Here is a 22,061-nt window from a genome sequence, read left to right on the forward strand (position 1 = left end):
TAAAATTTAAATGAAAACAGCCTTGATCACCGGCGCTACCTCTGGAATCGGAAAAGCTACTGCAGAACTCTTTGCAACACAGGGTTTCCGGCTCATTGTGTGTGGCCGCAGAAGTGCAGTTTTAGACAAGTTGAAAGACGAACTTTCAAAACAAATCGAAGTTATTAGTTTAGTTTTTGACCAGCGAGAATTCAACCAGATTGAGACCGCGCTGAATTCTTTACCTGGTGAGTGGAAGAACATCGATGTCCTCGTCAATAATGCCGGCAATGCGCACGGCCTGGATACGGTGGAAAACGGATCCATTGAGGATTGGGATGCGATGATGGACGGTAACGTCAAAGGCATTCTCTACGTTTCGAAACTGATCATTCCCGGAATGAAGCAGCGGAAATCGGGTCATATCGTGAATATTTCTTCGGTTGCTGCACGACAAACTTATGTCAACGGTGTGGTGTATTGCGCTTCCAAACGTGCGGTGGACGTTATTTCGGAAGGTTTAAGGCTTGAACTTACAGAATTTGGAATTAAAGTCACCAACATCCAACCCGGACTTGTAGAAACGGATTTTTCTAAAGTAAGGTTTAAGGGCGACGAAGACCGTGCAAAATCCGTTTACACCGGATACAAAGCGCTGGAAGCGAAAGATATCGCCGATGCTATTTCATATTGTGTCAATGCACCTTCACACGTGGCCATTTCAGACCTTACCATTTACCCAAGTGCCCAAAGTGAGCCGCGAACTGTTTATAAATCTTTAGAAAACTAAATTTTTATTCAATGAAAATCCTGCACATTGAAACTTCGTCAAAAAACTGTTCTGTTGCTATTTCAGATGGTGAAAAACTGCTTTGTCTGTGCGAAGAGACCAGCGAAAACTATAAACAGTCCGAAAATCTCCACACCTTTGTAAAATGGGCGCTTGAGGGCGCTGAGATTGAATTGAAAGACCTTGATGCCGTCTCGGTTGGTATGGGACCTGGCTCTTACACAGGTTTGAGGATCGGTGTTTCGGCTGCTAAAGGTTTCTGTTTTGGTTTAAATATTCCTTTGATTGCCATCAATTCATTGGAGACTATGATAGAGCCTTTTTTAGACCAAAATTCAGATTTTATCATACCGATGATAGATGCACGCCGAATGGAGGTTTATACCGCTGTTTTTGACGGTAAAACGGGTGAGCCTGTCACCCAAACCGAAGCAAAGATTCTGGACGGCGACTCATTTGCAGACTACTCACATAAAAAAGTGATTTTTGTAGGTGACGGCGCTGCAAAAGCACAGGAGATTTTGAATTTGCCTGATGCGGTGTATAATGCTTCTGTTTATCCATCCGCAAAGTATTTGATTAAAAGTGCAGTGCAAAAATTCAATGTGCAGCAGTTTGAAGACGTCGCCTATTTTGAACCCTTCTACCTCAAAGAATTTCAGGGCGTGAAAAAGAAAAAAACCGAAGATTAACTTCGGTTTTTCTTTATCTGATAACAGCTTCCTGCGGCGGGATTGCTGTGTTGTTCATCTGTGGCGACGAGTTTCCGTTTCGGCGCGGGCGTGGTGTCCGCGTTTCGTTCTGTCTTGTGCGCGTTGAAGCATCGGGCCGGGCCGGTGCCTGCGGCCGTGCAGATGCATCTTCTACAGGTGCAGCGTTCACGGGTTGTGCAGGATTGGTTACATTCCCGCTTTCGTCGGTCATTTCTATACTCAGCTCACTTTTCAGATAATTCAGCATCTCGCGTGCTTTTTCACCTTCCGCGGTCTTGGCATAATTCAGTGCGATCTGCTCAAGTTGCAGGATCATAATTTCTTTCCCTGCCGTTTTGCCTGAATTGAAAGCATTTAACAAAGCAAATTTAGGCACCAACGCATCTTTGGGATATCTCTCCAAAGCGTCCGCAATCGTCTTTTGGCTGTCTTCGAATTTATCATCGCTGTAAAGTTCAAAGGCTGTTGAATAAAGTTTTTCAACTTCTTCAGAAGATTTTGTGAACGTATTATCGCGCGGGTTTTTCACGAATTCAGCATAGGAAGTGTAAGGAAATTCCGCGAGGATCATTTGCTTGGCACGTTCGGCCGCTGCCGGATTTTTCTCATAATTGAATGCGAAAATACTGTAAAGCGCCTGCAGTTTTGTTTCCTCTTCCGGGTTTGTATCCACCAGTGTGTAGAGCGTTTTTGTGGCTAAAGGTGTATCAGAAAAATAGGTTTCGTACATTCTTCCCAAGCCCAGCGTCGCTGTGTCACGTGCTTTTTTCAGCGTTAATATTTCTTCCCGGTTCACCGGAATTTTTTCAATGTAGAATGCAGTTTCGAGTCTTCTGGGGTCCGGAGCTGTGGCAAGACCCATCGCTTCATTTCTCAAATCTTCGATGCTGCTGCCGCGCGCTGAGGTCCGCCAGTTGTCACTTAAAGAGCGGTTGCCCCAAAGCTGTCTGAAGCTCGCTTCACCTCTTGCCACGGTACTTTGGTTGGCGAAATAGAATCCGCCTTTATTGTCACCAAAATCCTGAAAACCGCCGGTGTTGCCGGCAAAAATGGAATTCGCAGAGTAATCTCCACCATCAAAACCTTTGCTGCGTTCATCACGTTTGCGCTGCAGTTCTTCTTGTGCTTCTTTGGCTTTTATGCCGTCGATGTATTTATTGAAATAAGCAATACGATCCTGCTCCGGCATATTGACCAGCGCGAGGATACTGTCATTTTTCTTGATTAAATAATAATTCGCAGATACCTGCTTGATGTTTTCAGACTGCTGCTGAAGCAGAATTTTCGAAGGTTGATAAGTCATCACAGCGAGTGCAGAATCATAATAAGCGCCCGCCGCCAGATAATCGCTGTCTTCGAAAAAGCCCCGGCCGATCTCATAATAATTGAGTCCGCGAATCTGTGGATCAGACATCTTTTCCTTTAAAGACTGCGCAAAAAATGCTTTTGCCTCCTCTTTTTTACCCGCCCGGCTAGCCATTAAACCTAAACCGTAGTAAAACTCATTTTTTCGGGACGCATAAGTCCCCTTTTTGCTGATTTTTTCGAGGTATTCGCGTGCACCTTCATAATCGTCGTTTTTGCCGTTATAAGTTTTTGCGATTTCAATCTGAGATTTCACTTCAAATTCAAAATCATTTGCATTTCTGTATGCAGAGACAAAACTCTCGCGCGCTTCCTCATTTTTGCCTAAAGAGGCCAGAATCTGGCCTCGCAGGAAAGCAATTCGGCTCCGAAGTTTACGGTTTTTGTTTATCGCATAGGCGTCTTCCAGTTCACTCACCGCATTCTCTTTTTTACCCGCCATCAGCAACATTTCGGAATAATAAAGACTGAGTAGTTTTTTATGGTCCTTCTTGAGTTTGCTGCTTTGTTTCAGATCAGCAAAAGCTTCTTCAGCACGGTAATAATCGCCCATTTTAGAATACGCTAAACCCTGATAAATCCTGGCCAAGGGAAGACGTTTGTCGTTTCTCATGTTGGCGAATATATAATTGAGTCCGTCGAGCGCCTCAAGCGGTTTGTTCTGATAAATCCGCGACTGCGCGAGCAGAATATTCGCATCGAAGATTTTCTTATTCTTTTCCTCGCCGCTTTTCATTACCGAATAATTCGCAATAGCTTTCAGGGCTTTTGCTTCCGAGATCTGCAGAACCGACGCACCACTTCCGGCAATACGGTTGTTTGTCGCCATTCCGGGAGCGCCCGGTGAGCCCGGAACGCCAGGACCATTGAAAGCACCAGGTGCGTTATCATCGGAAAACATATCGCTGCCCTGCAGGTCTGCCCCCATGGGCTGTTCATCGTAGGTCAGCAACTGTATGTAAGGCGCATAGAAATTGTCGACATGCGCTTTGTCACGTGACCGAAGTTCGGTCTCCAGTGCATCCTTGCTGTTGAAAAGCGTATTGTAGTATGCGTAAAAGCCTTTCATGAAAGGTGAACCGGCTGATTTTTTCCGTGTAGAACACGAGACAAAAAACAAACACGTAACCAGGAAAAATATAGATTTTTTCATTATGTGCATATAACTTTCAATTCTTCAGTTTATTATGAAACCTAAATTAATTATGGTAAAAATACTGATTTTTTGGGTTTGAGTTTATTTCTCAAATTCCTTTAGTAACCCGTAAACCAAATGCGTAGGTAAACCCATCACGGTATAAAAACTCCCGCGAATCTGACTGATCTTTGCCATCCCAAGCCATTCCTGTACACCATAGCTGCCGGCCTTGTCGTAAGGTTTAAAATTATTGATATAATAATTAATTTCATCATCATTTAAAATGTCAAAATCCACATCTGCAACATCAGTCGCACTGATTTTTTTATCGATGCTTCGGATGGTAATGCCCGTGTAAACCTGATGCGTTTTGTCTGAAAGTTTTTTTAGCATTAATCTCGCGTCCTCTTCATCCGCTGGTTTTCCCAATATTTCTTCGCCAAGAACTACTGTAGTATCGGCGGTGATCAGGATTTCATCCTTTTCAAGCACTTTATAGGCATCCGATTTTAAGACAGAAAGATACTCCGCAACCTCTTTGGCAGGCATCTGATCCGGAAATACTTCAACACATTCTACACTTACAGCGTCGAAATCATAGCCAAGATTTTGCAGTAACTCTCTTCTCCGCGGCGAATTGCTTGCTAATAATATTTTCATAGGAAATTCCGGGTTAGACGCTTTTGGTATTATCAAGATGCCAGTTTCCCTGGATTTTCATCACCTGCTCGATCACGTCGCGCACCGCACCTTTACCACCAGAAACCGACGAAATGTAGTCTGAAACTGCCTTCACTTCTGGTACCGCATTTTCAGGGCAGGTCGCAACTGCGGATGGTTCCATTATTTTCAGATCCGGTAAGTCGTCGCCCATCGTAAGGATTTCCTCATTTTCAAGTCCATATTTCAGCCTGAATTCCTCGTATTTCTCAAACTTGTCTGAGATTTTCGCATAGTAATCCGTAATTCCAAGATAGTTGATACGGTTTCTCACAGCGGGGTCATCGCCACCGGTGATCACACAAATCTTATAATTGTATTTAATGGCTTTCACCACGGCATATCCATCGAGGACGTTCATCGCGCGGCACATGCTGTTGTCTGGCATCAGGTAGACACTTCCGTCTGTGAAAACGCCGTCAACGTCGAATACGAACGCTTTTATATTTTTTAATTTTGATTTATAACTCATACATTTTTTTTATAGATGCGTTCATCGTGCGGTAAATCTGCAATTGTTCAGGATTTGTAATCAGGCTTTCATGAATCTCAAGAATACGTGTGTCGTTCCGCACTGCGGGGCCGGTTTGTGCGGCTTTTGGCTCCAATTCCCGAATTTTTGAAGTCGTTTCTTCTATTAAAGGCAGAAAATAGTCGAACGGAATATTCTGTGCGTCTGAAATCTCTCTGGCACGTGCAAAAAGATGATTTACGAAATTGCAGGAAAAAACTGCGGTGAGATGGATGTATTTTCGCTTTTCGAAATCGGAAGACATCACTTTTTCCGATATTTTATGTGCTAAATTTTCAAGTGTTTTCTGGTCGTCCGCATTTTCACATTCCACAAAAAACGGAATTTCAGAATAATTCAAAGATTTTGATTTTGAAAAGGTCTGAAGCGGATAAAAACTTGCTTTTCGGTAACTTCCAGTCAATACATCAATCGGTAAGGAACCTGAAGTGTGCGCCACAATGCAGTCTTTTTTAGTTATTTTTGTCGAAATATCTGATATAGAATCGTCGTTCACCGCAATCAGGTACAGATCAGCGTCCCCGATGTTTTCAGTAGAGAAAGGAATATTAAAAAGACCGGAAATCTGCGCGAGCGCTTCTTCATTTCTGCCGAAAACCTGCGCAACGGGAATCTGATTTTGATGAAGGGCTTTAGCCAGATGAAATGCTACATTTCCGGAACCGAGAATTACGATCTTCATTAATCTTTTAATATCTAACAAATATAATCCATTTGGTTTGGACTAAAAATTGAAAGACTATCTTTAACTTTCACTTCTAAACCAAATCAAAACACCGAACGCATCTCAATGAAGATAAAGGAGGAAGAAATTATCAGGCTGATGTCGAGCGAAAAGTCCCGGGAAAAGGGCGTTCGCCTGATGATGGATGCGTATCAGAGCAGGTTGTATTGGCATATCCGGCGTATCATTGTAGATCACAATCTCGCACAGGATGTGCTGCAGGACACCTTCATCAAAGCTTATCAGAATTTCCATCAGTTCAAGCAAGACAGTCAGCTTTACACCTGGCTCTATCGCATCGCCACAAACGAATCGCTGCAGCAGCTTAACAAACTGAAAAGGATGCAGAAAACCGATGAAGATCCCGATTATCACCTGCAGAACATGGTAGCCGACAATGCGGCTCCTGATGCGGAAGACATTCAGATCCTTCTTCAGAAAGCCATACACTCACTGCCCGAAAAGCAGAAATTGGTTTTTACGATGAGGTATTATGATGACCTGCCGTATGAGGAATTATCGAAGATATTGGATATGTCTGTCGGCACACTTAAGACAAACTATCACTATGCAAAGCAGAAGGTAGAAGATTTTATAAAACAGAATTACAACGAGAATCCGTAAAGCGGAAATCTCAGAACAGAAGTAGAAAATGAAAGATTTTGATATAGAAAAACTGGAGCGTAAGAACATTTACCGGACACCCGACAATTTCTTTGCGGATGTGCAGGCCAATGTATTGCGTGAAGCGGCGCCTGCTCCCCAGGCGAAAGTAATAAGTCTCAACTGGGCTTATGCAGCGGCAGCAGCGGTTGCTACAATATTTGGAGTGACCTTCATGATGAACCAGGATGAGGCAGAACCACAGATAGTGCAAAACGATCAGCAAGTATCACCCCCGCCATCTGCACCTATTATTGAAGAAACCGTACCGGAAGCAACCCTTGCTTACCAAACATTTGAAGAAGATTTAACTTCAGTGGAAACAGATAATCAAAAAGATGTAGCGGCTCCGACAATGATAGCCGCGAAACAGAAAAGCGAAAAGATTGAAGTGGCGAAAAGCACCGCGGTAAGCCCGGAAGTTCAGGTAGACCAGATTTTAGCCAACATTTCAATGGCAGAACTCGCAGATCTGGGGAAAAATGCAGAGCAGGATGTATATCTCGATTTGTATTATTAAAATGAAAACAGAAATGAAAAAGAGGTTATTAACACTCGCAGCCATAGCCATCGTAACATTGGGTAGCGCACAGGAACTGAGATATGACTGGAAAACAATGAAGCCAGAGCAGCGCAAAGAACTCATCCAACAGATGAAGCCTGAGCAGCGAATGATGCTTCTGAAGCAGTTTCGCGAGAATATGATGATCTCAGAACTGGAGGTTCCGCAAGATGATCAGGCAGAGTTCAAGAACCTTTATTCAGAATATCAGGAAAAGCAAAATGCCATAAAAAGCAAGTTCAAACCGGCCGAAGATTATGATAAGATGAGTGATGATGAAGCCCGGAAACAGGTAAATGAAAGTTTCGAGATCGGCCAGCAGCTTTTAGACAACCGCAGGCAATACGCAGAAAAATTCATGAAAGTCATCAAGCCACAGCAGGTACTGCAGATGTTCCAGACAGAAGGCAAGATGCGGACAAAAATATTAGACAAAAAAGACGGGCAACAGAGCCCGCAGCGCAGGCGACCATAATAGTTTATTTTTTTAATGTTTGAGCGACCTCTACAATTTATTTTGCAGAGGTCGTTCTTTTTTATGGCGATCCGCTTGCAGCCGCATTTTCCCGCGCTGGCGGCCGGGCTATCCACTGCAACTCCTCGGCGCAGACTGGCGTCCGCCCCTGCGGGGTTTCCGTTTCTATCCCTATCGCGGTACACCGCAATTAATCAACAAATTCCAGCAAAAAAACACTAAATTTGCGCACTATTCTCCTATTTTAAATGAAAAACATACGAAACTTCTGCATCATCGCACATATAGACCATGGAAAGTCCACGCTCGCTGACCGTCTGCTCGAATATACCGGCACCGTAACGCAGCGCGAACTTCAGTCTCAGACCCTAGATGATATGGACCTCGAGAAAGAACGCGGAATCACCATCAAATCTCACGCGATCCAGATGGATTACGAACTCGATGGCGAAAAATATATTCTGAACCTTATCGATACACCGGGACATGTAGATTTCTCTTACGAAGTGTCGCGCTCCATCGCGGCCTGTGAAGGTGCGCTTCTCATTGTGGATGCCGCGCAAAGCATTCAGGCACAGACGATAAGCAATCTTTATCTTGCGCTTGAAAATGACCTTACGATTATACCGATTCTTAATAAAATCGATCTTCCTTCGGCAAACCCTGAGGAAGTAACGGATGAGATCATGAACCTTATCGGATGTGATTATGAAGACGTACTTCGCGTTTCAGGCAAGACCGGCGAAGGCGTTCACGATCTTTTAGAACAGATCGTAAAGCGGATTCCTGCCCCACAGGGCGATCCTGATGCACCGCTACAGGCTTTGGTTTTTGACTCGGTGTACAATCCGTTCCGCGGCATTGAGGCTTATTTCAAAGTGGTGAATGGCAGCATCAAAAAAGGTCAGCGTATCAAATTTATGGCAACAGAAAAGATGTACGAAGCCGATGAGGTAGGTACATTGAAACTGAAACAGGCTCCAAAAACCGAAATAAAGACCGGCGACGTAGGTTACATCATTTCCGGCATCAAAGATGCGCGTGAAGTAAAGGTAGGAGATACCATTACGAGTTTTGAGAATGGCGCGCCAAGCCCCATCGAAGGATTTGAAGAAGTAAAACCAATGGTTTTCGCGGGCATTTATCCGATTGAATCTGAGGATTTTGAGGAACTCCGTTTTTCACTCGAGAAACTTCGTCTGAATGACGCATCACTTGTTTTCGAACCGGAATCTTCGGCCGCACTTGGTTTCGGCTTCCGTTGTGGTTTCCTCGGCATGCTGCACATGGAAATCGTGCAGGAAAGACTTGACCGTGAGTTCGATATGAATGTAATCACCACTGTGCCAAACGTTTCCTATCACGGCTACTCCAAACGGGAGCCTGAAACACCGATCCTGATCAACAATCCATCCGAAATGATGGATCCAACCACGATGGATCGGGTAGAGGAACCATTCATCAAGGCGTCGATCATCACGAAATCCGATTTCGTAGGTCCGGTGATGACCCTCTGCATTGAAAAGCGCGGCGAAATTGTAACTCAGAATTATCTCACTGCCGACCGTGTAGAAATGGTCTTCAACATGCCTTTGGCGGAAGTTGTGTTCGACTTTTATGACCGCCTGAAATCAATTTCAAAAGGATATGCCTCATTCGATTACCATCCGATCGGTTTCCGCGCGTCCAAATTGGTGAAGATGGACATCCTGATCAACGGTGACATGGTAGATGCGCTTTCCTCGCTTATTCACGAGAGCAATGCGTACTATATAGGTAAAAGAATGTGTGAGAAGCTGCGTGAACTTATCCCGCGCCAGCAGTTTGACATTGCAGTACAGGCGGCTTTGGGAACGAAGGTTATTGCACGTGAAACCATTAAAGCCTTAAGAAAAGACGTCACGGCGAAGTGTTACGGCGGTGATATTTCACGTAAGCGTAAACTACTTGAGAAACAGAAAGAAGGAAAGAAAAAGATGAAGCAGATCGGCAGGGTAGAAGTGCCACAATCAGCGTTCATGGCAGTATTGAAGCTGAATGATTAAGATTATTTGGGCTCCTTTTCCACCCTCCACTCCCGCTTTTTTTCTCCTCGTTCCTCGGCGAAAAAGAGCTCCGTTCAGGGTGGGGCGCGGATTCATTTTTAAGAACATGATAATATATTACACATATTCCCGGTTTCGGCCGGGAATTTTTTATTTTCGTCAAAATTTACCGCAATGATCTACAGATTTTTGTTTCTAATAGTATTCTCAGCTCAGTTTTCAGCGCAGCAGAAATTTCCAACACCCTACGAGAAAGGAAACGGCAACCAAAGCGTTACTTACCTCGAAATGGTGAAATATTATGAACAACTCGATAAAAAATTTAAAAATATCTCCGTTCATAATTTTGGTCAGGACGATAATGGTGAACCCATAAAAGTGGTGGTCTTTAATCCAAATAAAAAGAAAAACACACCTTCAATCCTTATCAACAACGGGATCCACCCCGGAGAACCCGACGGAATCGACGCGACTATGATGTTGATGAGAGACTTGGCTACCGGTAAAATTTCATCAGGAGGATTACAGATTGCTGCTGTGCAGGCTTACAATATATCGGGGATGCTACGCCGCGGAAAGTATAGTCGTGCCAACCAGAACGGACCGGAAGAATACGGTTTCCGTGGCAACGCGCGAAACTTCGATCTGAACCGTGATTTCATTAAAAACGATACCGAAAACGCTAAAGCTTTCCAACAGATTTTCCATCATTACAAGCCGGTTTACTTCATCGACAATCATGTTAGCAATGGTGCTGATTACCAGTATCTATTTACCTATATTTCGACGAACAAAGAGCGTTTAGGCAAGAAACTGGGCGATTATTTCAACCAGAAAATGCAGCCGGAAATCCTGCAAAACATCGAAAAAAACAGCGTACTGTCAACACCTTACGTAAATATCCACGGTGATTCTCCAGATGATGGTTTTCCCGCATTTATGGATTCGCCACGCTATGCGACCGGCTATACAACCTTGTTCAATACGCTCGGAACTGTGGCCGAAACGCACATGCTGAAGCCGTATCCTGAACGGGTTCGTGCGACTTATGACTATATTTTAGCTTCGATTAATTATGTTGCACAAAACACAGCAGAAATTCAACAGTTGATGTCTTCAAGTTTGGTTGAATTAAAACCCGGAAACAAGTACTCAATCCAATGGAAACTCGATAGTGCTCAGTTTCAGCTTCTTGATTTCAAAGGGTATGAAGCCGGCAAAAGACCTAGCGAAGTCTCTGGAAAACCGCGGCTTTACTATGACCGCACTAAACCTTTCAGCCGCAAAGTGAAGTTCTTTGACAGCTATAGATCAACTAAAGACATTACAATCCCCAAATATTACGTGGTACCAAAATCAGAGCGAAAAGTCCTGGAACACCTAAGACGGAACCGGATTCAAATGAAAGAACTCGGGCGTGATTCCGCAGCAACGGTAGAAATGTATCGGATTGTGGACTTTAAGACAGTAAATAATCCGTACGAAGGCCACTATCTGCATTATGAAACTACCGTAAGACCGGAAACTAAAAACGTTAACCTGACGAAAGGCGATTTCCTTATTCATACCACTCAGCCGGGCGTTAAATATCTGCTCGAAACCCTGGAACCCGAAGCGACGGATTCGTTCTTCAACTGGAATTTCTTTGACGCTGTTTTAGGCCAGAAAGAATATTATTCAGATTATGTTTTTGAGGATACAGCGGCCGAACTGTTACGGACCAATACCGCTTTGAGGACTGCTTTCGAACTGCAGAAAACCGCCGATGCGGCTTTTGCGAAAGACGGCGACAGGCAATTGGAATGGATCTACCGAAACTCATCGTATTATGAGGGTACAGTCAGTTTATATCCGATTTTCCGAATTTTATAATACTTTCCAAAACCAAAAAACCCTTTCAGTCCACAAGAACCGGAAGGGTTATTTATTTTAAATGGCAGATTATTATCTTGGCAATCCTTTTCTCAGTGCATATTCTGCTCTTTCCACGGCAATTTTCTCTTTCCAGTCCATATAACGTTTTTTGAATCTCGCCTTCATGAAATTGTCGAAATTCCGCTGTACCGTAAGATTCCATAGAGAATGCGCTTTCACTGCAAAAGATTTGTCCCAAGCACGGAGGGAAATAGAGAAACTGCCGTCCAGATACTTCATCCAGTGCCACCAGCCGGTTGGCATGAAGAGTGTATCACCGTGCTCGAGGAAACATTCTACGCCTTCTACTCCTTCAAGCGCGGGAAACTTTTCGAAATCGGGATCCGAAATATTGTAATCTTCCAGCGCATAAGTAGCGTACGGAATTCGGTATAGACGCTCTTTCCATTTGTAATCGAACAGCAGGATATGTTTGCGGCCGTTAAAATGCGTGTGGAAGATATGCGCCATATCGATGTCATAATGCAGGAATGTCTCCGAGCCTTTCCCGCCAAAAAACATATTGGGATATTTGTCCAGAAAGCCGCCCATCAGCTCTTTTGGTGCCAGATAATCTTCCAGAAGTTTTGGTGCAGATTTTATCGGATCGAACAGAAAAATGCGCAAATCCGTGGGTTCGCGCTGTATAAGATCAACATAATCGCCGAATTTCATTTTTGCCGCTGCCGAATTGATAGGTGCAGACGGATCAGCTTTTGAGGAATCGTAGAGTGGAACTTCCACATCACCCACAACCTCCTTCATGTACTCCAAAGTCCATTTTTGGTAGGCCGGCCAGTTTTTTGCCATGTTGCGGATGACCACAGGTTTACGCGGCTTTAGGTACTTGTCGCGGAAGTCTTCCTGCGAAATGTCTTCTACCACATCAATCGGAGTTAAATGAAGTCCCATAATTTTATTTTGCTTAAACAAATTTAATAAAAAACATTCCTTCGAGTCTAAATTTCACGTGCAGATCCCGCACTAATAAGCCGGATTGTAACAATTGATGCCGCACCTTTACTAATACTTAAAAATAGTCCTAATGAAACAAGTTCTGCTCTTCTTTTTTGGTTTAATGATGTCAATTGCCGCAAACGCGCAAACCACGGTTTCCGGTAAGATTACCGATGCCGATGGTCAGCCGGTTCCCAGCGCCAGTGTCACAATAGAAGAGCCGGGAAAAGACGCAATCATGGCGTTTTCTATCTCTAACGCAAAAGGTGAATATAAGGTCACTTTCACGTCCGCCGGCGAAACCGTGGACCTTAAAATTAAAGCATTTAACCAAAAGCCGGTATTCAGAAATATTAAAAATCAGAACCAAACGCTCAATTTCAGTCTTGAATCTGACGCGACAGAAATTCAGGAAGTAAAGCTGAAAACCCGCATGATTACAAAGAAAGGTGACACGATCACTTATGATTTAAAGGCTTTTGAAAGCAAGGCAGACCGTACGCTGGCGGATGTCTTAAAGAAAATTCCGGGCATTGAGGTGAATGGTGACGGTTCTGTACTTTATCAGGGTGAACCGATCAATAAATTTTATGTGAACGGAAAAGACCTGATGGAAGGCGGCTACGGCACGGTGAACAATTCTTTACCTAAAGATGCCGTTCAGAAAGTGGAAGTCCTTGAAAACCATCAGCCGGTAAAGATCCTGCAGGATAAAGTGCCCTCTGAAAACGCAGGTTTAAATGTGGTTTTAAAGAAATCTGTTACCATGACGGGCCGCGGCGAAGTAGGGCTTGGCATGGATCCGCTGCTTTGGAATGTAAAACTCACACCGATGTTTTTCGGACAGAAAAACCAGTGGGTGGTGAATTATAAAGCCAATAATAACGGTGAAAGTGTCGAAAAAGAAGGCAATCTTTTGGGCTTCGGAAACCGCTGGGAGGGCAGGAGAGGCCAGGCCGGCCAAAAAAGCTGGCTGAATGTGGAAACCGCCGCCACGCCGGATATTCCGGAGAAACGTTACCTGATGAACAATGTACATTTCTTTTCTGCAAATGTGCTCACTACACCATTCAAAAGCAAAGAATGGGAACTGAAAGCCAGCGCCAGCTATACAAACAACGCTATCGAACGCAGCGACCGCAATACGGATACTTACGAAGCCGGTTCTACCACGGTGCCGAACGGCGGAATTTACATCTCGGAAAGCGCAAATAACTTCTACACCAACGCCACAAAAGGTGAATTGATCGTGACCAAAAATGCGAAGAAGGGCTTCTTTAAAAACACCACCACCTGGAACGGCTACTGGAATGAAACGAATGCCGCAATCGATAATGTTTTGCCGGTTTTCGGGACTGATAATGTCAATTATATCTCCGGTGACCAGTTCCTGAATTCACCATCAGGAGTTTTTCAGAACTCACTCAGCACCATTTTGCCGTGGAAGGAAAAACTCTTCAACGTGATGAGCTATATCAGCTACCAGAAAGACCGTCAGACCCTGGATATTCTGCCCGGCAGCTACGTAAATTCTACGGGTAATTTTCCTGCGGCGGCGCTTTATGACCGTTTGAGACAAAACGCATCTTCAGAAAGTTTCAATGCAAATCATTCTGCATCCGTAGGTTTCAGTTACAAAAAATGGACTTTCACTCCGGAACTGGGATTGAATTTAAGCTTCAATAAATTACAGTCGAATCTTGCCGGCGCAAACGGATCTGCATTTACCGATTTTGGAATTGATTACCGCAATGATAATGAATGGAACGAAGTGATTCCATACACTCAGGTAGGTGTGAATTTTAAATCAAACCGTCTTAATCTGAGCATGAATCTTCCGCTGAATTTCTATGACATCACTTATCAGGACAATTTCCGCAACTCCTATCAGGAAACCAGAAAGGCGGTGCTGGAGCCAAACCTTTTTGCGACCCTGGATTTTGCGTCATTCTTCAAGATTTGGGCTTTTGCAGGCCAGTCTTATGATTTTGGCAACTTTGGGTCTTTTTATGAGGGCCAGATTTTCACTTCCCCGGTTTCACTTCGCGAACGTTACAACCGGATGCCGGAAAACCTGAACCGAAATATCGGTACTCGCCTTGAATACCGCAATCCGCTGAACAATCTGTTTTTCAATGTGCGTTACGGCTACAATACCAACCGCAGAAATCTCATCGAGCAGTTTAGCGGAGATGCATTTAATTCAACACTCAGTTTGATTGAGCTCGAAAATACCACTTCATCACAGACAGAAAGTGCTGAAATTGGTAAATATTTCCCGAAGTTCAAGACTAATGCGTCCCTGAACTTTTCAAATACCGATTCGAACGGATTTTCTTATTTTAATGCGTTGCAGGAATCTAAAGTGAGCCGTCAGAATTTCGGATTTAAGTTTAATAACACCTATTTTTCATTCTTAAGTGTAGACTATAACATCTCGATGAACTGGTCTGCGCAGAAAAATGCGAGCCAGAATCGCGTGACGAAAAGTTCAGGCTGGAACCACAACCTGGCCGCTTATATTTACCCAATTGAAAATCACACCATAGGATTTTTCTGGGACGAACTGCACACCAGCGTACGCGAGCAGAACTTCAGCAATGCCTTCTTTGATCTTTCGTACCAGTACACTTGGGCAAAGAAGAAGATCGATTTTGAAGTGAAGTGGCTGAATATCGCCAATACAGATGTCTTCGAGCGAATCAGCTACGACCCAACACTTTTATTGACCTCGGTAAACAGTGTCCGAATCCGCCCGAGCCAGGTGATGTTTACGGTTAAATTTAATTTTAAATAAAATGAAAAAGATTACCGCACTGTTTTTATTGTTCGGGCTGATGGTTTCGGCACAGAACAACAGAGTGATTTACGAATATACATTCCGGCCCGATTCTTCGAAGACCGACAGTCTGAAAACCGAATGGATGTATCTTGACATCTCTAAGAACGGTTCGAAATATTACAGTAAAAAAGCCTTCGAAAACGATTCTATTGTCGCCGAAAGCATTAAAAAACAAATGGCATCCGGCAGCCGAAACATAGCCGTCTCACGCCAGCGCAACGGCATCGAGATCAGTTATGAAGTGGAGAAGCTGTATCCCGGATATCAAACTTTTCTCACTGCGTCCATTGGCAATGACAGCTATAAAGTTGCCGAAGACAGAACACCTGTTTGGAAAATTCAGCCTGAAAAGAAAAAAATCGGGGAGTTCATGGCTCAGAAAGCGGTGACCGATTTTGCCGGCAGAAGTTGGGAAGCGTGGTTCACGCCCGATGTTCCTATTCAGGACGGTCCTTACAAATTTTCGGGATTGCCGGGTTTAATTGTTTCTGTAGCAGACCGCAGCGGCAGCCACAGCATTGAATTGAAAGGTCTAAAGAAAATAACGCAAACTTCCTCCACCGAAGTTGACACGCAGGGTCGCGATTTACCGTTTACTCGGCGCAAACCCATTGAAGTAAACCGTAAACAATATGCCCAAAAGCTTAAGCAGTACGAAAACGATCCCGTACAGGGAATGCGCGAACTTCTTGCGAGACCGAATTCGAAGGTGAAAATCAATATGAACGGCAAGGAAATTTCAGATCCTGCCGAGATTCTGCGCACAATGGAACGAAACGCGCGCGAAGAAATAGCCCGCAACAACAATAAGATAGAATTGGAACCTTAAAAAAATAAATCCCACCTTTTGGCGGGATTTATTATTAATAATCTGAAGTATCAGCACTTGGGCCGTAACTTGGCGGCACCGGAATGTTCTTTAGCCGGTAATAGACGCCGAGCTGGGCTCGGTGATGGGTGATCTGGTCTAATGCGTGGCGCATCGCGCTGTATTTGGTAAAATCTGCCAGGATTTGTTCCCCCATAGACATACTCCACTTTCCGTCAAGTTCTGCTTCCTGCATTGCTTTGAACACAGTTTTGGTCTTGCTGTAATCTTCCTCAAATTTTTGCTGAAGTTCTTCTTTGGTGTCCAAAAAGGTAGGCTTGTAATCTCCGGCAGAAAAATCGAGGTTTTCGGTTTTCATGATGATTTCAGGCCAGCCGAAAATCTCGGCGATGTGCGTGGCGAGCGGCATCATTTTCATGCTTTTTTCGTGTGGTGCATAGTCATTCAGGCTGTCGTCGTACAATTCAAAAAACTGTTTGGTAATCTGGTACTCATTTTCAAATTCTTTTCTGAGGTTAGGTAAAGTTTCCATCGGTTTTTAAAATTTTGTATAAAGTTACGCAAGCGCACAATTCTGCAATAAAATTTTAACATTAAAATATCCTTTAAAACTGTAACAATTATTTCAGCTTCTTTACTAATCATTAAAATATTAAATATGAAAAAGTTTTTCGCCCTGTTTCTGCTTACGGCCTTCATGGCAGTAAACGCACAGGAAACTGCCAACAGGTTTTTCTACGAACTTTCTTACAAACCGCGAAAAGATTCGGCCAAAGTAGAGAAAGTGATGATGATTCTGGATGTGACAAAAGACAAATCCATTTACCGGGATTATACTATGGTAGCGCAGGATTCTATCCTTAAAATACAGTTTGAGCAGATGATGAAATCGGGCGTGTACAAAGATTTTTCGAAAATGGTTACAATGCCAAAATTTTCGGAAAAGGTGTACAAATTCTATCCTGATATGAAAATTCAGTACGTGGAGCGCATCTCAAGCGGCTTCACGCCGGTGAACATCGGGTATGATGATGAATCAAAAATGAACTGGAATATATCTGCCGAAAAGGCGAAGATCGGAAGTTATAATACCCAAAAAGCGACCACCGAATTTGGCGGGCGACAGTGGGTAGCGTGGTTTGCAGCAGATATTCCGCTTCAGGACGGACCTTACAAGTTTCACGGTTTGCCTGGCCTGATCGTAAAGGTAGAAGATGCAGAAAAAAATTATTCGTGGGAATTGAAAGGTAACCGCAAAGTGCCGAACTTTTCTGAAACGACGTATATGGAAACCATCGCTCCCGGTGGAAATGGTGGAAAAGTGCAGGTAGTTTCACGCGAGAAATTCGAAAAAACCTTTGCAGATTACAAAAAAGACCCGTTCGCCTCGATGCGTCCGATGCTGAAGCCGGAAATGCTTTCTCAGAAAATGCCGGGTAGCGATGCTACAATCGGTGAAACATTGAAGCAGCAGGAAAAAATGGTGAAAGAATTTTATGGGGCGAACAGTAACCCAATAGAAATCACTATGCCGCTGGTAAAACCTAAGAAATAACATTCACTACACTAACTTATATTTGGAAACCTTAAGGCCTTTGGCTTAAAGGTTTTTTTGTAAGTCTTAAGAGAGAACTTTCCTTATTTAGATTAAATTTAAATAACGTATATTTGTGCTGAAAATTTTTAGAGTTGAGAAAATTAAAATCAGATAAGTTGTGCTGCTTTCCCAAATCAGAAATTGGCAGAATAGTAGGTTACCAAAATGACGACCTGAACATGCCCAACAAGATAATAGAAATGGGTTTATTGCCGGACACGGTTTTCAGGATTCTGTATCAGGCACCGTTCCGCGGACCGCTTTACGTAGAGTTTGGCGATGAAAAAAGCCGAATCGCTTTGCGCGAAGAAGAAGCGAGATTCATTATCGTAGAAACAGCGGTGTAGAAGACAAGGTGAAGTTGGGTATAAATAAGAGGAGGTGAAGATGCAGAACGTATCAAAAAGCAAACAGATTTTATTGGTCGGAAATCCCAATGTGGGAAAATCCACTATTTTCAACCTGCTGTGCAACAGACAGCAAAAAACCGGAAACTACGCCGGTGTCACGGTAGCGAGCCATTCGGGTACCTACGAATATCAGGGTGAAACCGTTGAAGTTATCGATTTACCCGGCTCTTACAGCATTTATCCGGGCTCCGAAGACGAAGCCATTTTTTCAAAATTTCTTATTGATGAACAGCAGAACTATGCCGGCGTGGTGTACATTCTGGAAGCACTGAGCATCAAACGCGGGCTTTTGCTTTTCCAGCAAATCCAGGATCTTGGGATTCCGGTTCTGGTAGTGGTCAATCAAATAGATCAGGCCGAAAGACGCGGAATTAATATTGACGTCAATACCCTGTCAGCCGCGCTTGGCGTTCCTGTGCTACAGTCGAATGCGAAGAAAAATCTTGGTATTGAAGATATTCGCGGCGCCGTTTTTAATAATAGTTTTAAAGTTTCTGAGAATATCACATTTGAAATTCCCGTAGAACAGAAAGGGCTGGTATTTAAGATACTTCAGGAAACCAAAGAAAACAATCAGTACCGGATCTGGACACTGCTTGCTTCTGAAACCTACCTTGGCAAGCTCGAAAGCGTACACGAGCAACTGAACGCCGATGAGGTAAAATGTCTGGTCCCCAAAAGACTTCAGACGCAGGAAACCGTTCGGAGATACCAGAATATTGACCGGATCATTGGCAAAGTGATCGCCAAAAAACCTCAGTTTAAAGAACTTCTTACCGAAAAACTCGATAAAATATTGGTGCACCAGTTTTGGGGATACATCGTTTTTGGTTTGGTACTGCTGATGATTTTTCAAAGTGTCTTCTGGCTCGCGGAATATCCGATGAACTGGATTGCGGACGCTTTCTTCTGGCTGTCTACATTTGTCGGAACACATATGCCCGGAGGTCCGCTCAACTCCCTGATAGCGAACGGAATAATTCCCGGAATCGGTGGAATAGCGATGTTCGCGCCCCAAATTGGTATACTCCTTTATTTTCTCTACTTACTCGAAGATTCCGGCTACATGGCGCGTGTCATTTTCCTGATGGACCGCTTCCTGAAACCTTTCGGGCTGAATGGGAAAAGTATCGTCCCACTTGTTTCCGGTACCGCGTGTGCCATTCCGGCGGTGATGTCTACCCGGAACATTGAAAATGTGAAAGAAAGACTCATCACCATTCTGGTAACGCCGTTTATGACCTGTTCTGCACGGCTGCCGGTTTACAGCATCATTATTTCACTTGTAATCCCAGACGGATCTTTTGGCGGTATCAGTTACAAGGCATTGACGCTGATGGCGATGTACTTTCTGGGCTTCTTTGCTGCGCTTGCTACTGCACTCTTACTTAAGACAATCATTAAGAATAAATCCAAATCTTTCCTCGTAATGGATTTACCGGCGTATAAAACACCGCTTTTCGGTTACGATTTTAAACTGGTCTTGGGTAAAGTCTGGGAGTTTATCACGGGTGCGGGTAAAATAATCTTCTTTTTCAGTATCATCATTTGGCTTTTCAGCTACTTTGGACCAAAAACTGAAACAGATCAGTATGTCGCAACGGACGTGAAATTAGAAAACTCCTATCTGGCAAAGATGGGTAAGGCTATAGAACCGGCAATAGCACCACTGGGATATGACTGGAAGATGGGCGTCGGCGTACTGACGAGTTTTGTAGCGCGCGAGGTGTTCGTAGGCACGCTTTCTACGCTTTACAGCCTTGACGAGGAAGCACCCGAAGACCGGATTATCGATAAGATGCGGAACGATGTAAAGCCAAATGGCCAGAAAGTCTTCAGCTTCGCGACCGGAATTTCTATCCTGGTGTTTTATGCCTTTGCGATGCAGTGCGCATCTACACTAGCGGTGGTTTACAAAGAGACTAAATCATGGAAATGGACGGTGGCGCAGCTATTCGGGATGACAGGTTTGGCGTACGTGGCGGCACTGTTTGCCTTTCAAATTCTTCAATAATGGAAAATTCAGCACTTATTCAATATTTAATTGTTGCACTCCTCGTGGGTTTCGCGGTGTGGTATCTCATCCGGATTCTGCGCAAAACCTTTTCACCGGGCAAATTTAAGAATGGTAAGCCAGGCTGTGATTCAGACTGTGGCTGCGGATGATGTCATCCACTGGCTTCGTTTGTCAATAGCTTCCAATACTGGTTTAATTTTAAACCTTCAGTTTAAGGGTTTTCAGTCATTTACCGCCATCTTAATTTTCCGTAAATTTGCCGCATCAAAAAAAAAGGTAAACACTTGTTTAATTTGTATTTAAGAAAGTATGGCTCTAATTAAAAGTATTTCCGGAATCCGCGGAACCATCGGTGGAAAAGTTGATGACAACCTGACGCCGATTGATATTGTAAAATTCACATCCGCTTTCGGATACTGGCTCCAAAAAACAGAAAACCGCAAAGATTTAACACTTGTAATCGGGCGTGATGCCAGGATTTCAGGTAAGATGGTCAACTCGCTTGTTACCGCCACTTTGCAGGGTTTGGGGATCAATGTTATCGATCTCGGACTTTCTACCACGCCAACCGTGGAGGTGATGGTGCCAGAACTTAATACTGATGGCGGCATAATTCTTACGGCGTCACACAACCCGAAACAATGGAATGCCTTGAAACTGCTCAACCGAAAAGGTGAGTTTATCAGCGGAGAAGACGGCACAGAAGTTCTTAAAATTGCCGAAACTGCCGACTTTAATTTTGCTGAAGTGGATGAACTCGGAACTTACACTACGCAGGAAGACGGTTTTGACATCCACATCCAGAAAATTCTGGATTTGCCGATGGTAGATGCTGAAGCCATCAAACAGAAAAAATTTAAAATAGTAGTAGACGCGGTGAATTCTACGGGTGGAATCGCCGTACCGATGCTTCTCGAAAAACTCGGTTGCGAAGTGGTAGAACTCTATTGCGAACCAAACGGTCATTTTCCACACAATCCGGAGCCTTTAAAGGAACATCTGGGAGATATTTGTGAGCTCGTGAAGAGTGAAAAAGCTGATATGGGAATTGTAGTAGATCCTGATGTAGACCGTCTTGCCCTCGTGGATGAAAACGGTGATCTGTTCGGCGAAGAATACACACTGGTGGCGGTTGCCGATTATATCCTGAAAAATAAGCCTGGCGTTGCAGTTTCGAATCTTTCTTCGAGTCGTGCTCTTCGCGATGTAGCCACAAGACACGAATCTACTTATTTTGCGAGTGCAGTAGGCGAGGTGAACGTGGTAAATGTAATGAAAGAAAAAAACGCGGTGATCGGAGGAGAAGGAAACGGTGGAATTATCTATCCTGAACTGCACTACGGGCGTGATTCACTGGTTGGGATTGCCTTGTTCCTGAGTCATCTGGCGCTTGAAAACAAGACGGTTTCTGAGTTGCGGGCAAGCTATCCGGATTATTTCATGGGGAAAAAGAAAATCGAGCTTACGCCGGATATTGATGTAGACGGAATTTTAATAAAGATGAAAGATTTGTATCCAAATGATAAGGTTTCTATTGTAGACGGTGTAAAAATTGATTTCAAGGAGAACTGGGTTCATTTAAGAAAATCGAATACTGAGCCGATTATCCGGATCTACACGGAAGCGTTTTCACAGACCGAAGCGGATGGTCTGGGAGATGAGATGATACTTAAAATTAAAAGTCTGCAATAAAAATGCGGATTACTGATGTGCAATTCCGCCGGATTTGCGAACTTTAGTAAAATTATTTTTTAAATATCATTATTAAATGCGTCAGATGGTTGATTAA

Annotated in this window: 20 protein-coding genes; 14 read left to right on the forward strand and 6 right to left on the reverse strand. The window is 43.8% G+C overall.

Features of this window, described 5'->3' with window-relative positions:
• Positions 1-10 precede the first annotated feature (10 nt).
• On the forward strand, positions 11-769 hold the full coding sequence (locus tag H9628_RS02695; protein WP_251832573.1) for an SDR family NAD(P)-dependent oxidoreductase: 759 nt from the start codon (positions 11-13) through the stop codon (positions 767-769).
• Positions 770-780: 11 nt separating this feature from the next.
• A complete protein-coding gene (gene tsaB, locus H9628_RS02700; protein ID WP_251832574.1) occupies positions 781-1,461 on the forward strand; it encodes a tRNA (adenosine(37)-N6)-threonylcarbamoyltransferase complex dimerization subunit type 1 TsaB in 681 nt (226 codons plus the stop codon).
• 13 nt (positions 1,462-1,474) lie between these two features.
• On the opposite strand, the gene porW is transcribed toward tsaB, so the two are convergent.
• From porW to H9628_RS02720, 4 genes are all read right to left on the reverse strand, one after another.
• A complete protein-coding gene (porW, locus tag H9628_RS02705; protein WP_251832575.1) occupies positions 1,475-4,000 on the reverse strand; it encodes a type IX secretion system periplasmic lipoprotein PorW/SprE in 2,526 nt (841 codons plus the stop codon).
• Positions 4,001-4,084: 84 nt separating this feature from the next.
• Positions 4,085-4,645: a Maf family nucleotide pyrophosphatase gene (locus H9628_RS02710; protein WP_251832576.1), complete on the reverse strand. Its 561-nt coding sequence runs from the start codon at positions 4,643-4,645 to the stop codon at positions 4,085-4,087.
• A 13-nt stretch (positions 4,646-4,658) separates the two neighbouring features.
• Positions 4,659-5,177: a KdsC family phosphatase gene (locus H9628_RS02715; RefSeq protein ID WP_251832577.1), complete on the reverse strand. Its 519-nt coding sequence runs from the start codon at positions 5,175-5,177 to the stop codon at positions 4,659-4,661.
• Positions 5,167-5,919, reverse strand: a complete 753-nt coding sequence (locus H9628_RS02720) for a Rossmann-like and DUF2520 domain-containing protein (protein ID WP_251832578.1) — start codon at positions 5,917-5,919, stop codon at positions 5,167-5,169. Before H9628_RS02720 ends, H9628_RS02715 begins: the two co-directional genes overlap by 11 nt.
• Positions 5,920-6,027: 108 nt before the next feature.
• On the opposite strand from H9628_RS02720, the gene H9628_RS02725 reads away from it, so the two are divergent.
• The 5 genes from H9628_RS02725 (at position 6,028) to H9628_RS02745 (ending at position 11,578) form a co-directional block, all read left to right on the forward strand.
• Positions 6,028-6,585 carry an RNA polymerase sigma factor gene (locus tag H9628_RS02725; protein ID WP_251832579.1) on the forward strand — a complete coding sequence of 186 codons (558 nt, stop codon included), beginning with the start codon at positions 6,028-6,030 and terminating at the stop codon, positions 6,583-6,585.
• 28 nt (positions 6,586-6,613) lie between these two features.
• Entirely contained in the window at positions 6,614-7,144 is a 531-nt protein-coding gene (locus tag H9628_RS02730; RefSeq protein ID WP_251832580.1) for a hypothetical protein, read from the forward strand.
• A 13-nt stretch (positions 7,145-7,157) separates the two neighbouring features.
• The gene (locus tag H9628_RS02735; RefSeq protein ID WP_251832581.1) at positions 7,158-7,661 is read left to right on the forward strand and encodes a hypothetical protein; all 504 of its coding nucleotides are present in this window, start codon (positions 7,158-7,160) and stop codon (positions 7,659-7,661) included.
• A 248-nt stretch (positions 7,662-7,909) separates the two neighbouring features.
• Complete coding sequence (lepA, locus tag H9628_RS02740; protein ID WP_251832582.1) at positions 7,910-9,706, forward strand: translation elongation factor 4; 1,797 nt, start codon at positions 7,910-7,912, stop codon at positions 9,704-9,706.
• Positions 9,707-9,880: 174 nt separating this feature from the next.
• A complete protein-coding gene (locus tag H9628_RS02745) occupies positions 9,881-11,578 on the forward strand; it encodes a M14 family zinc carboxypeptidase (protein WP_251832583.1) in 1,698 nt (565 codons plus the stop codon).
• Positions 11,579-11,650: 72 nt separating this feature from the next.
• On the opposite strand, the gene H9628_RS02750 is transcribed toward H9628_RS02745, so the two are convergent.
• Complete coding sequence (locus H9628_RS02750) at positions 11,651-12,532, reverse strand: cupin-like domain-containing protein (protein WP_251832584.1); 882 nt, start codon at positions 12,530-12,532, stop codon at positions 11,651-11,653.
• Between the two features lie 133 nt (positions 12,533-12,665).
• Between H9628_RS02750 and H9628_RS02755 the strand changes: the two genes are divergently transcribed.
• Both H9628_RS02755 and H9628_RS02760 read left to right on the forward strand, forming a co-directional pair.
• Positions 12,666-15,374 carry a carboxypeptidase regulatory-like domain-containing protein gene (locus tag H9628_RS02755; RefSeq protein WP_251832585.1) on the forward strand — a complete coding sequence of 903 codons (2,709 nt, stop codon included), beginning with the start codon at positions 12,666-12,668 and terminating at the stop codon, positions 15,372-15,374.
• Between the two features lies 1 nt (position 15,375).
• Positions 15,376-16,248 carry a GLPGLI family protein gene (locus tag H9628_RS02760; RefSeq protein ID WP_251832586.1) on the forward strand — a complete coding sequence of 291 codons (873 nt, stop codon included), beginning with the start codon at positions 15,376-15,378 and terminating at the stop codon, positions 16,246-16,248.
• Positions 16,249-16,282: 34 nt separating this feature from the next.
• Here the strand turns inward: H9628_RS02760 and H9628_RS02765 are convergent, their stop codons facing one another.
• Positions 16,283-16,780 (reverse strand): DinB family protein, encoded by a 498-nt coding sequence (locus tag H9628_RS02765; RefSeq protein ID WP_251832587.1) that lies wholly within the window; start codon positions 16,778-16,780, stop codon positions 16,283-16,285.
• 126 nt (positions 16,781-16,906) lie between these two features.
• Here H9628_RS02765 and H9628_RS02770 point away from each other — a divergent pair, with 126 nt between their 5' ends.
• The 5 genes from H9628_RS02770 (at position 16,907) to glmM (ending at position 21,964) form a co-directional block, all read left to right on the forward strand.
• A complete protein-coding gene (locus tag H9628_RS02770) occupies positions 16,907-17,803 on the forward strand; it encodes a GLPGLI family protein (RefSeq protein ID WP_251832588.1) in 897 nt (298 codons plus the stop codon).
• A gap of 134 nt (positions 17,804-17,937) precedes the next feature.
• The gene (locus H9628_RS02775; protein WP_251832589.1) at positions 17,938-18,192 is read left to right on the forward strand and encodes a FeoA family protein; all 255 of its coding nucleotides are present in this window, start codon (positions 17,938-17,940) and stop codon (positions 18,190-18,192) included.
• 40 nt (positions 18,193-18,232) lie between these two features.
• Positions 18,233-20,269, forward strand: coding sequence for a ferrous iron transport protein B (gene feoB, locus H9628_RS02780; protein WP_251832590.1), 2,037 nt, complete (start codon positions 18,233-18,235; stop codon positions 20,267-20,269).
• Positions 20,269-20,421 (forward strand): hypothetical protein, encoded by a 153-nt coding sequence (locus H9628_RS02785; RefSeq protein ID WP_251832591.1) that lies wholly within the window; start codon positions 20,269-20,271, stop codon positions 20,419-20,421. The genes feoB and H9628_RS02785 overlap by 1 nt, the downstream gene beginning before the upstream one ends.
• A gap of 160 nt (positions 20,422-20,581) precedes the next feature.
• Complete coding sequence (gene glmM, locus H9628_RS02790) at positions 20,582-21,964, forward strand: phosphoglucosamine mutase (protein ID WP_251832592.1); 1,383 nt, start codon at positions 20,582-20,584, stop codon at positions 21,962-21,964.
• Positions 21,965-22,061: the final 97 nt, after the last annotated feature.

Source organism: Kaistella pullorum, assembly GCF_014837035.1.
In the GTDB taxonomy this organism is placed as follows: domain Bacteria; phylum Bacteroidota; class Bacteroidia; order Flavobacteriales; family Weeksellaceae; genus Kaistella; species Kaistella rhinocerotis.

Excerpts from the sequence above, each read along its gene's own strand:
- H9628_RS02765 (WP_251832587.1), bottom strand. The coding sequence starts at position 16,780 with ATGGAAACTTTACCTAACCTCAGAAAAGAATTTGAAAATGAGTACCAG.
- H9628_RS02730 (WP_251832580.1), top strand. The coding sequence starts at position 6,614 with ATGAAAGATTTTGATATAGAAAAACTGGAGCGTAAGAACATTTACCGG.
- feoB (WP_251832590.1), top strand. The coding sequence starts at position 18,233 with ATGCAGAACGTATCAAAAAGCAAACAGATTTTATTGGTCGGAAATCCC.
- tsaB (WP_251832574.1), top strand. The coding sequence starts at position 781 with ATGAAAATCCTGCACATTGAAACTTCGTCAAAAAACTGTTCTGTTGCT.
- H9628_RS02725 (WP_251832579.1), top strand. The coding sequence starts at position 6,028 with ATGAAGATAAAGGAGGAAGAAATTATCAGGCTGATGTCGAGCGAAAAG.
- H9628_RS02750 (WP_251832584.1), bottom strand. The coding sequence starts at position 12,532 with ATGGGACTTCATTTAACTCCGATTGATGTGGTAGAAGACATTTCGCAG.
- H9628_RS02720 (WP_251832578.1), bottom strand. The coding sequence starts at position 5,919 with ATGAAGATCGTAATTCTCGGTTCCGGAAATGTAGCATTTCATCTGGCT.
- H9628_RS02710 (WP_251832576.1), bottom strand. The coding sequence starts at position 4,645 with ATGAAAATATTATTAGCAAGCAATTCGCCGCGGAGAAGAGAGTTACTG.
- H9628_RS02785 (WP_251832591.1), top strand. The coding sequence starts at position 20,269 with ATGGAAAATTCAGCACTTATTCAATATTTAATTGTTGCACTCCTCGTG.
- H9628_RS02695 (WP_251832573.1), top strand. The coding sequence starts at position 11 with ATGAAAACAGCCTTGATCACCGGCGCTACCTCTGGAATCGGAAAAGCT.
- H9628_RS02755 (WP_251832585.1), top strand. The coding sequence starts at position 12,666 with ATGAAACAAGTTCTGCTCTTCTTTTTTGGTTTAATGATGTCAATTGCC.
- H9628_RS02760 (WP_251832586.1), top strand. The coding sequence starts at position 15,376 with ATGAAAAAGATTACCGCACTGTTTTTATTGTTCGGGCTGATGGTTTCG.
- glmM (WP_251832592.1), top strand. The coding sequence starts at position 20,582 with ATGGCTCTAATTAAAAGTATTTCCGGAATCCGCGGAACCATCGGTGGA.
- H9628_RS02770 (WP_251832588.1), top strand. The coding sequence starts at position 16,907 with ATGAAAAAGTTTTTCGCCCTGTTTCTGCTTACGGCCTTCATGGCAGTA.
- H9628_RS02715 (WP_251832577.1), bottom strand. The coding sequence starts at position 5,177 with ATGAGTTATAAATCAAAATTAAAAAATATAAAAGCGTTCGTATTCGAC.
- H9628_RS02735 (WP_251832581.1), top strand. The coding sequence starts at position 7,158 with ATGAAAAAGAGGTTATTAACACTCGCAGCCATAGCCATCGTAACATTG.
- porW (WP_251832575.1), bottom strand. The coding sequence starts at position 4,000 with ATGAAAAAATCTATATTTTTCCTGGTTACGTGTTTGTTTTTTGTCTCG.
- H9628_RS02745 (WP_251832583.1), top strand. The coding sequence starts at position 9,881 with ATGATCTACAGATTTTTGTTTCTAATAGTATTCTCAGCTCAGTTTTCA.
- lepA (WP_251832582.1), top strand. The coding sequence starts at position 7,910 with ATGAAAAACATACGAAACTTCTGCATCATCGCACATATAGACCATGGA.